We start from the raw sequence: 15,601 nt of genomic DNA on the forward strand, positions 1-15,601 counted from the left end.
CATGCAGGAAGGAGTCCCTTAATGAGACACTATAGACATCGTATCCCTCATCCGTCAGCCCGGCGACTCGCCTTTGCCTGCTTATCATGTGCTGTTATTGGCTGGCTGCTTGTTGGCAGCACGCCGGCAGCTGATGCGGATGCTGACCAGGATCGGAGCTTTGAAACGCCAGATCAACGAATTACACCTGCCAACTCCGATAAGCAGACTGGCACGGAAGAGGCGGAGGCCCCTCCCCGCTACAAACGCGCGCTTCCGTCTGCTGTCGTACTGATCGATGCGGGACATGGCGGTATCGATGGCGGGACGACCAGCGGATCGATCCTCGAGAAGGATATCAATTTGGCTGTAGCCCAGAAGCTTTATTTGCTGCTGCGCAGCCAAGGCATTACCGCTGTGCTTAACCGCACAGGCGATTATGCGCTAAGCGAAGATAACCGTTGGCATGTCACCCGTTCGCGCCATCGCCGCGATCTATCCCAGCGCAAAGGGCTGTCGGAAGAAATCGAGACGACGTTATTCGTCAGCCTGCACGTGAATTCGGCCAAATCCCGTTCCAAACGAGGCCCTCTTGTACTGCATCAAACGAATGGCGAGAGCGCCCTTCTCGCTTACTGCATTCAAGACGCTCTCAACCAGCTCCAACAGACGAATGATCTGCCTAGACAAGGTCAGCCTTATTACTTGCTGCGGTCCGTCAAACAGCCTGCCGTCATCGTGGAGATGGGCTTTCTGTCGAATGCAGCAGATCGAAGCATGCTGACGAATCGGAGTGCACAGACGAAGCTTGCGGTTACGATAGCTGCTGGTTTACGGCAATATTTGCTGATCGCCGGTGCGCCGAACAAGCTCGGAGAGCTTGACGATAACCGCATTCTCTCGGAGTGAAGGCGTAGAGGATAGCAGCACAGCCGCTGTCTTCTTGCCCGATGGCCCAACATGGCCGATCGCGACACATTTCTCATGATCCACTAGATGCTTGCGCAGGATGCCGATTTGCTTGGAGATATGTGCGACGGAATAGACATCGTCCAGGAAAACATCATTAGAGACGAGTGGCACATTCAGCTCCGTTGCTACCTTAGGAATGACGGTCTTGAACGTCGTACGGCTATCGAGGAAAAATAACCCGCGCTCCTTGCACACCTGCAAGACGATGCGCATAACCCGCTCGTCGGCGGTTACCTTCGAGCCCATATGGTTGTTCATCCCGACGGCAAAGGGTACATTATCAATGGCGGCCTCGACCCGTTTCCTGATCTCATCGTCGGATAGGTCAGTCGTAATGGCGCCGGGGCCAAGCCATTCCTTCTTCCCGCGATTAGGCTCCATCGGCATGTGCACGATAACGTCATGACCAAGCTTATGCGCAGTCTCTGCATCAGCCTTCGTCGTCGGCATGAAAGGCATGACTGCGACGGTGAACGGAAAAGGCAGCTTCATCATCTCTGCCGTGCCCGTCATCCCATTGCCGAAATCATCGATGACAATCGCGATCCGTTTCGAAGCGGCATTCGACTCATTCGAAGCAGGTACAGGGTTAGGCTGTATTTGCGCCATTGTTGATGTATGGCTCGTAAGATTAGGAGCCGGCGCGAACGCCAACAATACGAATGTACCGATTGTTGCAAACGCAATACGCAGTTTTAGTCGCTTCCGCTTCTTAGTGGGCCGTTGTGGTGCATATCCTGCTTGAGGTACTGCCTTATCGCTTAACAATCGATTGCGAAATTTCATCATTAAGGCACCGCCTTCTGTCTCAAAGTAAGTTCATTGTGTGTGCCTTTCATGAGAAATATGTACTGACAGCAGGCTGTAAATCCAGGCTGCTATCCGCTTCGCACTTAGAAAACCTCGTCATGGCCTATTCGGGTCTACTGTCTGAAAATACAAAATTTTATTCGGTCGTTGACTTCACTTTATCGGACATGCTATATTAGTTTTCATCAGTTCATTTGTGCGGTCATGGCGGAATTGGCAGACGCGCTAGATTCAGGTTCTAGTGGTGTAACAACCGTGGAGGTTCAAGTCCTCTTGACCGCACCATCTATAAGAGGTTCCAGCGCATGAGCTGGAACTTTTTTTATTACCTTAGGAGGTGGATCGCTGATGGAATGCCGTATCGGATGTGCTGCTTGCTGCATTGCCATAACGATCAGTTCTCCAATTCCAGGAATGCCGAGCGGCAAGCCCGCTGGCGTACCTTGCGTTCAATTAACAGCGGATAACAAGTGCAAGCTGTTCGGCAAACCCGAACGCCCTGCCGTTTGCGGCGGATTCACCGCGGCGGAGTATACGTGCGGAGAGACGAACGAAGAGGCGTTCAGCATCCTTCGCATGCTGGAGGAATGGACGAAGCCGTCTTCTGCGTCGGATAATAAATAAACTGTCCCAATAACGTGTATGCGACACGGCTGGACTGGTTCATTAGATAGCAAATGGAAACGAAAATGATTTTTGAACAAAGAAACAGCTTATTCGACAATGTGGTCAACCTCCCACTAGGCCGAATAAGCTGTTTCTTTTTAACTCAACGATTCTCGCTCTTGAAGAACGCCAGCACTTCATACCAGCTGTTAACGCGGATGAAGCCGGTTTCGTCTCGGTTGTGCGGTGCGGTGAACAATAGTCCTTGGCCGCGGAATCCTCGGAAATTTCTCGAGTTGTCGTCGATTAAGTAATCAGCGTTAATGATGCTTTTGTCCCCGCAGAACACATAATTCATCGGCGAGATGAAAGAAAAATGCTCGCGCAGCCATTCATACTTCCCATGGAACGAGGTCGGATGCTCCATTGCTGCTGTCGTAATATAAATCTCATAATCCTTGCTCAGCTCACGGATCACTTCTTGGCTTCCTTCTACAACGCTTAAGTCACGGAAGAAATTGTCCTCGTCAATAATAGCCGTAATTTCGGCGGCCATATGCGGCCGTAAGTTCCGAAGTCTCGTCCCTTGCAGTTCCTCAATCGTCAATGAATCCTGAAACTTGTGATTGAATAGGCGTAGATGCTTCGACGAGAAATCAGCCATCACTTCGTCCATGTCGATCGCGATTTTTTTCATTTCTATCACCTCATATCTCTATGTATGGTTTGTTGCCCTCTCCACAGGACCGGCCAACCGATGCCATCTCCTATTCTATCTAAAAATACGAATAAATGTAATAGCCCGAAATTAACGTTGACTTATATTGCTGATCAGTGATATGATCTTCCTTGTGGACATCAACAAATTGCGGTCATGGCGGAATTGGCAGACGCGCTAGATTCAGGTTCTAGTGGTGTAACAACCGTGGAGGTTCAAGTCCTCTTGACCGCACCATCTTTGCATAACAGTGACAAGCTCATGAATTGCTGACTCAGCAAATCGTGAGCTTTTTTAGATGTTCACCTATTTATTTTGGATATAATCAAAAAGAAAAGCCGTTCAGCAGCCGGGTGTTCCGGACCGCTTGAACGGCTTTCGCGATTAATGCTTCTTACGGAAATTCACGATGAAGAACATAGCCAGTACGAGTACGATCAGCAGCGAGCCTGTCGTAATGGCATCTTTCGTGCTGCCTTGGTTAACATTCGTAACCGTATTGCCGCCGAAGCCGCCAGGTCCGCCAAAACCGCCGCCGAAGTTTGCACCATCTGGTGGCGCCATACCGCCGAATTCGCCGCCAAAACCGCCCTGCATGCCTTGCCCGCCATCTTGCGGGAATTGCCCTTCCTGAGGGAATTGTCCGCCTTGTCCGCCTTGTCCGCCATCCGGCGGAGCTTGGCCATCCATACCGCCATTGCCGGCGTTTGGCGCTGCTTGACTATTCTGGTCGGTCGTGTCCGCGTCCACTGCGACAGTCTGAATATTCAGTCCGCTATTGTTCGCGTCTAATGAAGCGGTTGTGATTGTTGGCGAATTGCTGACATCCGCTTGCGCTGCCTTGAGGTTCTGCGCCCCATCACCGCCTTGTGCGGCAGGCGCATTGCCCTGTGCATTGTTACCGTCTTGCGCATTGTTGCCTTCTTGCACCGCTGCATTATTAGCCCCATTCGCAGCCATGTTGTTGCCTCCCCTTCTGCCTCCTCCGAAGCCGCCGAAGCCGCCGCCATTGCCTGAACCATCGCCGGACGACTTAATCGTGCCGTCCAGCTGTCCTTGCACATTCGCAACTCGGCTCGACGTGAACGTCAGCAGCGACTGTACACCTTGCTCGAACTGCTCATAGGTGTAGAACGCAGTAGGGTCCGCTTTCACTTCGTCAGCGATCAGCTCCTGCAGCTGCTTCACACGCGCTTGGAACGTTTCGTCATTCAAATAGTTGTCGATCATGCTTTGAATCATCTCATGGTATTGAGCCTTGTATGTTTCGTTGCTCAATAGCTTCGCGACAAGCGGTCGTTCTTCTACGCTGCCATCGGTAGGCTCATCGATCATATTGGAGGTGTTGCTGCTCTCTCCTCCGCCTCCACCGCCGCCTCCGAACATGCCGCCAAGTCCGCTGAACGCCATGTTGTAATCCCACGGAAGAATGGAGAATATCCCGTTATTCTCGTACAAATAGTAGTTTTGCTTATTGCCGCCAATGTAGCTGTCGGTATTGACCGTCACAGCATTTAGCGCGATATAGCCGAGCGCGTCCTCGACGTCGATGACGCTCTCGATATCCGTACCCTCATTGAGCTTTTTGATCATATCGACGAGCACATTGCCATTCGATTTTTCCGATTTGCGCTCAAGACCCGGGTAGTCCGTTTCTTCATCGCCTCGGTAGATCAGATCACTGCCGTTGCCCATGATGCCTTTATACAGCGCGCCGTAGGAATTGCCGAAGTTGCGATTCAGGTAGGACTCGCCGACCTGCTCGACAGCCAAGTACAGCCCTCTAAGCTCACCGTTTACGTAGACATTGACGTAAGAGTATTCAGGTGTGGGCAATCCCATCGACTTCGCAAGCTCATACGTGAGAAACTCCCGCATATACGTTGCATCGCTGTAGTTGTTGTTTAGATTGATCTTCGAGATGCCTTGCAGCGTCTGACTCGAAATATATTCATCGAACGACAGCTTGAAGCTGTAACGGTCCGAATCCTGCATCTGCACAACCGCACGAAGCGACAAGTTACCCTTCGTACGCACGCCTACATTCTCAAGCTTAATGCCGTTGTATTCGACCGTTGCGGTCTTGAATTCCTCGGCCGAAGCATTGTCCAGCATATTCTGGAAGTCGTCTGGATCGAGCGTAATTTTCACATCGACGACCTTGTCCTTGACGAATACGCTCTTCTCCAGCTGTTCGGTAGTTGCCGCAGCCGAGACTCCGCCCGTCACCGCGGAGTTGTCGGAGCTCCGATGCCATTCATCGAACAATAGTGCTGCGATCAACGCAGCCACCATACATGCGACGAGAATCGGAACAGCGGTTTTCGATTTCATCAGGCACCGCCGATTAAGATACGTAATCGCCGCTGTAGCTGATGAGCACCGCACTCTTCACGCCTCGAAGGCTCGAAATCGCGTTAACGAAGCCGCTTTCCTTCTCTTTCACGCGCACTTCCAGCGTCAGCTCAATGTTGCCCGGCGTTACTGTTTTTTGTTTCACATTGTAACGTTTCACTTTGCCATGCACTTGCTCCATAAGCGTCTTCTCGCTGTCATCGCCATCGCAGTTGACAACGAGCAGATAAGGCGTTTCGAAAGTCGATTTCTTGATAAAAATAAACATAATGAGACCGATAATAACCGAACCTGCAATCGCGAGCGAGAAGAAGCCTGCGCCTGTTACGATACCTGCTGCCGCTGCCCAGAATAGGAAGATCAGATCAGTCGGATCTTTAATTGGCGTACGGAAGCGGACGATACTGAGCGCGCCGACCATGCCGAGCGACAGGACAAGGTTCGAGTTGATCGCAATAATAACCATCGACGTAACAAGTGTCATCCCGATAAGCGAGACGTTAAAGCTTTTGGAGTACAACACCCCGCTGAATATCCGCTTGTACAGCAAGAAGATGAAGAAACCAATCAGGAATGAAATTGCCATCGTGATGATGATTTTGGACAGGTCGATATCATTGACGAAGTTGTCCGTAATCGAGTTCTTAATAATGTCGGAGAACGTTTGCGTATCCCCGTTATCAGCGGCTGCTGCCACCGTTGTTGTCGTCGTTGCTGCCATTATTATTGATCCTCCCATGAGTTAAGTTTCAGAAACTTGCGGCACATGACATATTTGGAGGCTGACTGCCGAATTAAGCCTTCCAACTGCAGCGCATCTCGAATATGGTAAGGCAAATACTCGTCGAACTTCACCTCGAGTATAATGAGGTTTTCATCAAGCGTGCTGACCGTGCTCAGATTCGGGTTGAATAGATCGGTCGAATATAAACCCGTCCTCAGCTGCTTATCGAACGTAATTCGCACATTGCCATGCACGTTTACGTATGGCTCACGCACATAGTCGACAATGACTTTGGGCCTTAGCAGACGCTGCGTCATCTCCTTGTACAGCTCCGCTCGCAGCGGCTTCGAAGGAACATTCAAGCATTCGTAATTACCTGCGATGATGGCATCCGCTTCCGCTCTAGTCAGCGAGTCTTTCACCTTCGCGATGTACTCGTCCTTCTTGATTTTCTTCTCAAAATGAATGATCGAATCCGATGCGTTATAAATGCGAATTCGGTATTTGCTCCGATCACGCAAACCGCCCTGCTTATCCGCCAGCGCCTTGTTCTCCGCATCGTCGAAGTAGAGGCTGCGAATATGGTACTCTCCTGTAGGACCCGCATGCTTATCTCTTGCCATGAAACCGCTTAGACGTTGACGAATGATGAAGTACTGATGGAAGTTCACATAGTATTTGAGTTCATGACGGAATTTCAAACGCTGTGCCTGCACGGGCGCTGTCTCAACTGCCAGCGAGTTGTTCGTGTTTCCCTTGCGCTCCAGCTCAGATTCGTGCATTCCTTCGTAGCGCAGTTGTTCGATCGTTGTCATCGATGTCACCTCATTCCATTCGCTTGTTGTGTCCTTGATGTGTTTCATTATAGGTGCGCATCTTGAAAATACTCTTATCGCTAGCTGAATAAACGCTGAAAAGTTTACAATGCATTAACAAATCATTTGATTATGACCCTTCATACATGCGATAGTAAGCTTCAATACTTATTGCTAGGAGGCAGATGCTTTGCGAATGATGCTTCAAACCATTTCAATAGCCGTCGTTATCATTCTGCTGCTTGTTATCTTATACGTCCTTCAGCAGCAACGGACAACTCGCCCAGCAATCCCTTATTCGATCGTAACTACATTCAATGGCGATCCAACGGAAGCCCGTGCTTTCGCTTGGACGACCGATGATTCGGAAGCCGGATCGATCCTTCAGCTCGTACCCGGCACCGATGCAGCGGCGTTGAATACGGATGCAGCGCTAACGTTTCAAGGCCGGACCACACTTCTCGAGATCGATGGCACGATACTTGGTTCCCATAAAGTCGAGGCAGAAGGCCTTACGCCTGGCACCACCTATACGTACCGCGTAGGCAGCGGCGAAGCTGACGGTTGGAGTTCTCCTGCACAATTTACGACAGCAGAACAAGGCGACTCGAGTACCGGCGCCAAGCTGAGCGCCTTCACCTTCTTGAACTTGACCGATTCTCAAGGTGTAACCGAACAAGATTTCAAGCTATGGGGCAGCACGCTTAATAAAGCGTTCGAGCTGTACCCGGATGCGCGATTCGTCATTCATAATGGCGATTTCACAGAGGACGCCAATAATTCGGACAGCTGGCGCTATCTGTTCGAGCAGGCAATGCCCTGGGCGGCCAGTATCCCGTTAATGCCCGTAGTGGGTAACAATGATGTATGGAAGAAGGAAGGTGCGACACCGCTCACTGCCCGCTTCAATGTGCCCGACAATGGTGCTGCTGGTGTGACGGGCAACTATTCGTTTGACTATGGGACGGTGCATGTAGCCGTATTGAATACAGAGGAAGAGATTAGCACGCAGACCAACTGGTTGGATGCCGATCTCGCGAAGACGGAGCAGCCGTGGCTGATCGTTGCGATTCATCGGCCTATGTATGGAGGCAGTACGTATAAGAAAATCAAGGAATGGGCGGACATCATCGACCGTTATAAGGTGGATCTCGTGTTACAGGGTCATAATCACGAATATTCCCGCTCCTATCCACTCCGAGATGGCAAAGTAACTGGAGCAGCCGATAAGCCAGTACCCAATCACACAGGTACCGTCTATGTGGTGACGAACACTTCAGGTCCGAAGTTTAATGAGAAGAAGGACGATCAGTTCTACCATGCGGTTCATTTGCAAAATAATAAACAGATGTTCGCTGCGATTACGGTGGAGGTCAATAAATTGACCTATACCGCCTACACAGCGGATGGTGAAGAGATCGATCAATTTGCGGTGCAGCATTAGGGGCTTCGCCCCTAATAACCCCTTATTTTAATTGCCTTCAAAAGATTTTACTTAAAGAGTTTCTACCCACCCAAACCCTCCCTGCAAGGGAGGGCCCCAAAGGTCGTGTGACCTCTGGACTCCTCACAAGGACAATATCTAGGTATGGATGAACGGGCGCCCGCTCTTGCCACCTTGCGGCAAAGCTCCTGTTCGCTGTGCCTAGATACGGCCCCCACGTCCGCATACTTATTTCGAACGTGCCCCTCTGTCACCGCCCATTGACGATACTTTCGAGTAGTTGCTGGACCCCGAATAAGGTGTGGGATGAACGATTGAGCGTGTAAGCTTTCTCCGAGAATGGAACCGAGCGCCTCTGATAGGCACAGCTTTTGTTTGCACAAAAAAAAGGTTGAGCAGCATGCGCTGCTCAACCTTTACTGTTTAATGATGTTGATTCGCCCTTATTCACCGCTCATAACATCGGGGACGCTGCGGTCGTCGGCTGCACGCTCGAGCGTATAGTCTCGACTCAGCTTCACGACACGTTTGTTCACCTTGCGCAGTACTAGGCTCGAATCATCCCATGCTACAATAATGCCGTACACATCGTTCGCAGCCAAGCCGTCACGTACAACGCGGACCGGCTCGCCGGATTGACGGAACGCATCCAGCTGCTCTTCCGTTATCATGACGCTCTTCGCTCCTTGCAAGATCGAGATCGACGATTATCCAATATTGTCGACATGCTCCTTGGAATCATTCGTCTCATACCATTCGTCCAGCACACGAGAGGACATGACTCGCTTCGCAATGTAATCCTTCTGGTGATCCAAGAACTGTTCACGCCATTCCAACCCAAGCTCTTCAGCGAGATTAACAATCGTCAGCAGTTCAGACCAAGCGACATAACGCTTATACCAGAAAAATTGCGGATGCTCAATCATATATGGATATAGATCATCGAATTCCGTGTGCTTGCAATCGAGCGCACGCTCGAAATGCGTCTTCGCAGCTACAAGCTTCTGATTCATAAAGTCGTTCGTCATAATCTCCATCGTCTAGTGCCCCCTCTCGTACTCTTACGAAATAATTATAAGCGATTTCTATCAGGTAAGAAAAGAGTACAGCACAAGTTCCCAATAACCATTTTGGGCAAAAGATTGTGCTATTCGAACGAAATCGATCCGTTCGACAGCGAGGAGATGCGAACGAGCGATTCTACGCGATAGCCTTGCTCCCGCAGCGCTTTCGCTCCTGCTTGGAACGACTTCTCGACGACGATGCCGATGCCGGCAAGCTTCGCGCCGGAACGCTCTACGATTTTGACCAATCCGCGCGCCGCATCACCGTTCGCTATAATGTCATCAATGAATAGCACCCGATCTGTTTCGCTCAGCATCGAACGCGAGACGAGCAGGTCGGTTACGATCCCCTTCGTAAACGACGGCACACGCTCTACATAAGCGTCCGGATCATTAATGAGCGTCTTCTTCCGTCTTGCGAACACAAGCGGCACCCCAAGCTCATGAGCGGTTGCGAATGCTACCGGAATGCCGGACGATTCAACGGTAATCACTTTCGTAATTTGCGATTCTGCGTATAAGCGCGCGAACTCGCGCCCCATTTCCATCGTCAGCACCGGATCCACTTGATGGTTCAATATCGTATCGAGGTTCACTACGTCCGTCGACCTGACCGAAGCATCCTCTAATATGCGTTGTTTTAATTTGTCCATAGTCAAGCTCCTTTCCGAAAAACCCTTTCCGATAACTTACCATATAACGAATATGCGGCGCAACCGTTCTGATCATCATTCCTTGAACTGTCCGTAACCTTTCCTGACAATTTCACGTTATATCTATATACACCCATTTCCAATCTCTGATAGGATAGAAGTACCTGGGACGAACGGAGGCGATTGCGATGAAATACGCATGGAAGAAATCTATACTGGCGGTGACGCTGACTGTGACGCTTGCTGGCTGCTCATTGACATCGGGCCCTACAGAGGACGAGCAAGTTGTCGGCAACGATCCGGTGGCTGCTGGACAGATCAACACGAATAACGGCGGTCCGAATCAAGCGGTGAACAGCAATGCCGATTGGAACGGCGCAACCGACAGCGGAACGCTGGAGGCCACTGGCGCTGCGAAGCCCAAGCCGAAGCAGCAAGAGCCCAAATGGGACAAGGCAAAGCCGACGCTCGCCGGCATCTCGCTGAGCTTGCCGAGGGCAGATGTGAAGAAGAAGCTTGGTACACCATCAGACAGCTATACGCAGGACAGCGATACGGGCAAAATTGATATTTTGGAATACGAAGGTCTCACCATCGGATTCGGCAGCGCAGATCAAGGCATGCTGTTCATCGAAGTCTATGCGCAGGACGTTGTCACCGGTTTGAACGGGGTCCGTGTCGGCGATTCCGAAGAAACAGCGGTGAAAGCGCTCGGCAAGCCTGATTCGCAATCGACCTACCTGCTCACTTACAAGACCGAGAACTCGCTGCTCAAGCTGGACCTCGATCCGGACAGTCATGAAATTTTGTCCATCAAACTGTTTACAGAAGTTTAATCTACATACAACCTTAGGCTAGCCGATACAACAACCTGTCATGCCTGTCCGTCCGCCGTCATACCTTGTCATAGAGGGGAACGGAAACGGGGGACGGATCAAATGTGGAAACGAACCGGCGTCGTGCTGCAAGTGGCGTTTACTTATATGGGAACCGTTGTAGGCGCGGGCTTTGCGACAGGACAAGAAATATTGCAGTTTTTCACTCGATTCGGCTATTGGGGCTCCATCACGATTACACTTTCAACCGTATTGTTCATCTGGCTTGGCGCCAAAATGATGCTGATCAGCTCCGACATCAAAGCTGCCTCTTATGAGGATTTGAACAAAACCTTATTCGGCGAGCGGCTCGGGAGCTGGATCAGCATCTTTATGATGCTCATTTTGCTAGGCGTAACCGCTGTGATGCTCGCTGGAGCCGGATCGATTTTCGAGGAAAATTGGAACTTCTCCTATCAGTCCGGATTGCTCATTACGATCGTCGGCTGCTTCTTCCTGCTTCGCAAAGGAATGAACGCGATTCTAGCCGTCAACAGCGTCGTCGTGCCGATGATGCTGCTGTTCACAGGTATCGTCATGTACGATACGTTTACGACGCCAGAGTCAAGTCGTTGGCTCACGCTGCAGACCGATGATCCGCTGTTCGCCGCTTGGAGCGCTCCGCTCTTATATGCCGCGTTCAATCTGTCCATGGCACAAGCCGTGCTCGTTCCGCTCGGTGCGTCCATTCAGGATCGCCGAGCAATCAAGACAGGCTCACTTGTAGGCGGAATCGGCATCGGCTTCATGCTGCTCGCTGGGCACATTGCCCTCTCCCTTCATATGCCGGGCATTCAGCAGTTCGCCATCCCGATGGGCGGCATTGCCAGACAGCTCGGGCATACGGCCCAATGGATTTATATTTTCCTCATCTTCGCCGAAATTTTCACCACACTCATCGCTGATATCTACGGACTAACGCTGCAAATTCGCCAGCGTGTCAAATGGCCTGTTTCCATTATCACGATCATCATCCTATTGTTCTGCTATCTGGCAGGTCAGATCGGATTCGGTCCGCTGGTATCTACGCTGTATCCGATATTCGGCATGATCAGCCTAGGCTGGCTCGTCCTTATTATCCGACATCGCAGAATGCAGCCAGAGCCTCGGCCGAGGGATCCCAACAACAAACAATAGCTAAGCAATTAATTAGTCAGCAAAAAAAGGGTGAACAGATTCGATATCTGTTCACCCTTTCTCTATACCCCCGCCCTAAAACGAATGGTCATCGTCCTCTAATGGCTGCGGCGACAAACTTACATAAACCTCTTTCAGCTGGGACACGACGCGAGTCAGCGAATACGCACGTTTCGCTTTATCCCATGCTGTACGCGCAAGATTATACCGATAGCTCGGGTCAACGATCATCTTCTCCATCGCCTCAGCAAGCGCGTCTACATCCTCTGCCGGTACCAGCAGGCCGTTCACTTCGTTCTCGATCTGCTCGCCAATGCCGCCAACATTCGTCCCTACAAGCGCTAATAAGCAAAGCGCAGCTTCAGCGAATACGGAACCGAATGATTCAGCCCTCGACGGAAGAACGAATACGTCGAAGAACGGCATGAATTCTTCCGGATGAAGCATATAGCCATAAAAAATAATTTCATCGTATAAGTCCAGCTCTACGGCAAGCTGCTCCAATTCTGCACGCATCGGACCGTCCCCGATGATGTGGAGCACGAACGGATGACCCTCCTGCTTCAGCTTCGCACAAGCTCGCAGCAGAATGTCGAGCCCTTTGGCCGGAACGAGGCGGCAGACGGTAATGAACTGCGTCACCTGATTATCATGGGCAATCGGACGGAAACGCTTCTCATCAAATCCGTTCGGAATGACGATAACATTGTCAGGATGGTTGAGATAAGGCGTCATATATTGACGGAATGATTCCGATACCGTTAGCAATCGATCAACCTTGTGCTCCAGCTCACCGTAGATGGCTGTCAAGAATTGATGCTCTTCGCTGCCTTCTTGAATTCGGCCATTGAGGATGAGTTCCCGCTCAAAGCTGGAGTGAATGGTCATAACGATCGGCGTATCTGGAAACAACTGCTTCATCACTAACGCGGCGATTGGGTGATGCGCATGAATCATATCATAGGAACGTTTGATGCGCATTCGCGTCCACCAGACGTAATCGCGGTAGGTTTGCAAATATTTGTCCACGATTGGATTGCCGGCAAATGCAGCAGCGTCGAACGTGTCAAAATGAACCTCTTCGTGACCCTTGTTACGAACTCGCTTCGGCAGCGAGAACAGCTCCATCGTCCAGCCAGCACGATTGAAACGTTCCTGAATGTATGGCACCATCGAGGAGACACCGCCCGGCTGCTCCGGAGGAAAGAATAATGCTTGTAAAATATTCAAGGCAACTGCCCCCTAACCTGGAAACTAGAAACATAAGCTGCCTACGGTCCTTCGACATCATCTGACTTTCGTCTCTAGGCGGTATGCCTTAAACATGATATACTAGAACATATGTTTCTGTAAATAAGACTCATCTACCGAATTCATTCGAGAATGAGCGCGGCAAACAATATGTAACTCTATTAAACTGGTGGTATCGTACATATGACGATCGTCAATTGGCTAACCGGTTCAACCGGAATGATTCTCTCCTCTGCATGCGTCATCGTAATTGTAATACTCATGTTGTTCATGTCGGCGAAGCTTCATCAGAGCTATCGAAGATACAAGGTTTATGGATGGCTGATCGCTGGATTATTGCTCGTATGCAGCCAGTATATCATCCGACTGTACACGGCTTCTTCAGAGTCCGACGCTTCACCTTGGGCTTACTTATCGGCTTCCATTGTTCAGATCGTGTCATTCATCATTATAAACTTTGTTTTCATTAAATTATATACCCGACCTTCTGGAAGATTGATTGGATGGGCTTTTATCTCGATGCTCGCTGCGCCATTCCTATTGACCGGCATCCAGCTGTACTTCGACGGCAGCTTGCTCGAGCAGCCTGTCGACGGTTCCAGCCTGCAGGTGCTCACACTTGATTTCTATGCGCTCATTATTAACTTTCTCATTCTGGTCGACACGCGCGGCATTACCTTAAACCGCAAGTTCGTCCTTAGTCTCGGCATTTATTTCTTCTATCAATTGGCAAGCGTTGCAGACGGATATGTGTTTCATGGAGAGAAGCCGTTTATTGTAATGCTGACTTATTATGTGCCTTTGATCTATTTTACGCTGTTGTTCCTTATGTTGTTCGAATGGGTTATTGAACGCATGCTCGACATTCATCAATCGTCCATTACAGATGGCTTGACCTCATTGTATAATCGCAAACATTTCATTAGCCGATGCGAGAAATGGCTGCGTGAACACGGTGTCATCTCGATAATTTTTTGCGATATCGATAATTTCAAGAAGCTTAATGATACACAAGGTCATCACGCCGCAGACATTATACTGAAGAAGGTCGCGGATATTATCAAGGAAGAATCGAACGGCATCGGCACGGCCGGCCGATATGGCGGTGAAGAGCTGCTGGCCGCTGTACGCGGCAATGTGAAAAGTAACGCTGCAGACGTAGCCGAGACCATCCGCCGCCGAGTAGAGACGGAGACAGGCGTTACGATTAGTGTCGGCGTCAGTACATCAAGCTCGGGACAGACCGTCCTAGACGTCGTCAAAGAAGCGGACGAAGCGATGTATACCTCGAAGACGACTGGCAAGAACAAAGTTTCCGTCGTCGCTAAGTCGAATCGTTCCAAGTCACGGCGCAGTAAAGCTGCTGGCGAAGCCTAATTCATCATCTACTCTCCTTATAACGACAGAAGGCTGCTCACGAAACGCTTCAAGCGCGTCGTGAGCAGCCTTTATTTTGGACGAATGTCAAATCAATGTTCAATGGCATACGGGATCGGATCGCGATGACCCGCTTCCTTGAAGCCCTTCAAGCGCAGCTTGCAGCTGTCGCACTCTCCGCATGCGTCCGCTTCGCCATTGTAGCAGCTTGTCGTGAGTTCATAAGGCACGCCCATTCGCGTACCTTCCCGCACGATGTCCGCCTTAGAGAGTGAGATCAGCGGCGTCTCAATCGTAATTGGCTTGCCTTCCACACCAACCTTCGTTGCGAGCGCCATTGCTTCCTGCACCTTGGCAATAAAGTCAGGACGGCAATCCGGGTAACCGCTGTAATCAAGTGCATTCACACCGATGTAGATGGCTTCTGCTCCAACTGCTTCTGCGAAGGACGTTGCGATCGCCAAGAACATAAAGTTGCGTCCTGGTACATACGTAACCGGAATGTCGCTGCCCGCTTCCTCCGCATCCTTCCCTTCAATGCCCGTACTAGTGGGTACCGCAATGGTATGGTCGGTCAACGCACTGTTGCCGATCCCGCGCAGGAAATCAAGCTTTATTACCTTGTATCTGTCGCTAACGCCGTAGAAATCAGCGACTTGCTGCGATTTCTCCAGCTCGATTCGATGCCGTTGTCCGTAATCGAACGTGATCGGATACAGTTCATAACCTGCTTCCTTGGCGTACCCCATACAAGTCGTGCTGTCTAAGCCGCCGCTTAGTATAATGACTGCTTTTTTCGTATCGCTCATGGCGTTATCCGC

The 15,601-nt window shown here is 50.5% G+C and carries 16 protein-coding genes and 2 tRNA genes; 8 read left to right on the plus strand and 10 right to left on the minus strand.

Features of this window, described 5'->3' with window-relative positions; all coding sequences use genetic code 11:
- Window positions 1–21: 21 nt before the first annotated feature.
- On the plus strand, window positions 22–888 hold the full coding sequence (locus tag SBI19_RS05605) for an N-acetylmuramoyl-L-alanine amidase family protein (RefSeq protein ID WP_317965791.1): 867 nt from the start codon (window positions 22–24) through the stop codon (window positions 886–888).
- Here the strand turns inward: SBI19_RS05605 and SBI19_RS05610 are convergent.
- The gene (locus tag SBI19_RS05610) at window positions 811–1,560 is read right to left on the minus strand and encodes a divergent polysaccharide deacetylase family protein (protein ID WP_317965878.1); all 750 of its coding nucleotides are present in this window, start codon (window positions 1,558–1,560) and stop codon (window positions 811–813) included. The two genes, SBI19_RS05605 and SBI19_RS05610, sit on opposite strands and share 78 nt — an antisense overlap.
- A 399-nt stretch (window positions 1,561–1,959) precedes the next feature.
- Between SBI19_RS05610 and SBI19_RS05615 the strand changes: the two genes are divergently transcribed.
- Both SBI19_RS05615 and SBI19_RS05620 read left to right on the plus strand, forming a co-directional pair.
- Window positions 1,960–2,046 (plus strand) — tRNA-Leu (locus SBI19_RS05615).
- Window positions 2,047–2,109: 63 nt separating this feature from the next.
- A complete protein-coding gene (locus SBI19_RS05620; protein WP_317965793.1) occupies window positions 2,110–2,385 on the plus strand; it encodes a YkgJ family cysteine cluster protein in 276 nt (91 codons plus the stop codon).
- A gap of 145 nt (window positions 2,386–2,530) precedes the next feature.
- Here the strand turns inward: SBI19_RS05620 and SBI19_RS05625 are convergent, their stop codons facing one another.
- Complete coding sequence (locus SBI19_RS05625) at window positions 2,531–3,064, minus strand: 5' nucleotidase, NT5C type (protein WP_317965795.1); 534 nt, start codon at window positions 3,062–3,064, stop codon at window positions 2,531–2,533.
- Between the two features lie 171 nt (window positions 3,065–3,235).
- Between SBI19_RS05625 and SBI19_RS05630 the strand changes: the two genes are divergently transcribed.
- Window positions 3,236–3,322, plus strand: a tRNA-Leu gene (locus SBI19_RS05630).
- A gap of 147 nt (window positions 3,323–3,469) precedes the next feature.
- On the opposite strand, the gene SBI19_RS05635 is transcribed toward SBI19_RS05630, so the two are convergent.
- From SBI19_RS05635 to SBI19_RS05645, 3 genes are read right to left on the minus strand one after another with little or no spacing between them, the layout of a single operon-like run.
- Window positions 3,470–5,419: a CotH kinase family protein gene (locus SBI19_RS05635; RefSeq protein ID WP_317965797.1), complete on the minus strand. Its 1,950-nt coding sequence runs from the start codon at window positions 5,417–5,419 to the stop codon at window positions 3,470–3,472.
- Window positions 5,420–5,432: 13 nt separating this feature from the next.
- The gene (locus tag SBI19_RS05640; protein WP_317965799.1) at window positions 5,433–6,161 is read right to left on the minus strand and encodes a DUF4956 domain-containing protein; all 729 of its coding nucleotides are present in this window, start codon (window positions 6,159–6,161) and stop codon (window positions 5,433–5,435) included.
- A gap of 2 nt (window positions 6,162–6,163) precedes the next feature.
- On the minus strand, window positions 6,164–7,027 hold the full coding sequence (locus tag SBI19_RS05645) for a polyphosphate polymerase domain-containing protein (RefSeq protein ID WP_317965801.1): 864 nt from the start codon (window positions 7,025–7,027) through the stop codon (window positions 6,164–6,166).
- 148 nt (window positions 7,028–7,175) lie between these two features.
- Between SBI19_RS05645 and SBI19_RS05650 the strand changes: the two genes are divergently transcribed.
- A complete protein-coding gene (locus tag SBI19_RS05650) occupies window positions 7,176–8,423 on the plus strand; it encodes a purple acid phosphatase family protein (protein WP_317965879.1) in 1,248 nt (415 codons plus the stop codon).
- 443 nt (window positions 8,424–8,866) lie between these two features.
- Here SBI19_RS05650 and SBI19_RS05655 read toward each other — a convergent pair whose 3' ends face one another.
- The 3 genes from SBI19_RS05655 to SBI19_RS05665 all read right to left on the minus strand — a co-directional run bounded on the left by SBI19_RS05655 (window position 8,867) and on the right by SBI19_RS05665 (window position 10,140).
- On the minus strand, window positions 8,867–9,094 hold the full coding sequence (locus SBI19_RS05655; RefSeq protein ID WP_317965803.1) for a hypothetical protein: 228 nt from the start codon (window positions 9,092–9,094) through the stop codon (window positions 8,867–8,869).
- Window positions 9,095–9,130: 36 nt separating this feature from the next.
- The gene (locus SBI19_RS05660) at window positions 9,131–9,460 is read right to left on the minus strand and encodes a hypothetical protein (protein ID WP_317965805.1); all 330 of its coding nucleotides are present in this window, start codon (window positions 9,458–9,460) and stop codon (window positions 9,131–9,133) included.
- A 110-nt stretch (window positions 9,461–9,570) separates the two neighbouring features.
- A complete protein-coding gene (locus SBI19_RS05665) occupies window positions 9,571–10,140 on the minus strand; it encodes a xanthine phosphoribosyltransferase (protein ID WP_317965807.1) in 570 nt (189 codons plus the stop codon).
- Between the two features lie 188 nt (window positions 10,141–10,328).
- Here SBI19_RS05665 and SBI19_RS05670 point away from each other — a divergent pair, with 188 nt between their 5' ends.
- Window positions 10,329–10,976, plus strand: a complete 648-nt coding sequence (locus tag SBI19_RS05670; RefSeq protein WP_317965809.1) for a hypothetical protein — start codon at window positions 10,329–10,331, stop codon at window positions 10,974–10,976.
- Between the two features lie 102 nt (window positions 10,977–11,078).
- A complete protein-coding gene (locus SBI19_RS05675) occupies window positions 11,079–12,152 on the plus strand; it encodes a YkvI family membrane protein (RefSeq protein WP_317965810.1) in 1,074 nt (357 codons plus the stop codon).
- Window positions 12,153–12,227: 75 nt separating this feature from the next.
- On the opposite strand, the gene SBI19_RS05680 is transcribed toward SBI19_RS05675, so the two are convergent.
- Window positions 12,228–13,382: a glycosyltransferase family 4 protein gene (locus tag SBI19_RS05680; protein ID WP_317965811.1), complete on the minus strand. Its 1,155-nt coding sequence runs from the start codon at window positions 13,380–13,382 to the stop codon at window positions 12,228–12,230.
- A gap of 204 nt (window positions 13,383–13,586) precedes the next feature.
- Here SBI19_RS05680 and SBI19_RS05685 point away from each other — a divergent pair, with 204 nt between their 5' ends.
- A complete protein-coding gene (locus tag SBI19_RS05685) occupies window positions 13,587–14,780 on the plus strand; it encodes a GGDEF domain-containing protein (RefSeq protein ID WP_317965812.1) in 1,194 nt (397 codons plus the stop codon).
- A 92-nt stretch (window positions 14,781–14,872) separates the two neighbouring features.
- On the opposite strand, the gene queC is transcribed toward SBI19_RS05685, so the two are convergent.
- Complete coding sequence (queC, locus tag SBI19_RS05690; protein WP_317965814.1) at window positions 14,873–15,589, minus strand: 7-cyano-7-deazaguanine synthase QueC; 717 nt, start codon at window positions 15,587–15,589, stop codon at window positions 14,873–14,875.
- Between the last annotated feature and the right edge of the window lie 12 nt (window positions 15,590–15,601).

The sequence above is a fragment of the Paenibacillus sp. CCS19 genome (genome assembly GCF_033239625.1).
In the GTDB taxonomy this organism is placed as follows: domain Bacteria; phylum Bacillota; class Bacilli; order Paenibacillales; family Paenibacillaceae; genus Paenibacillus_T.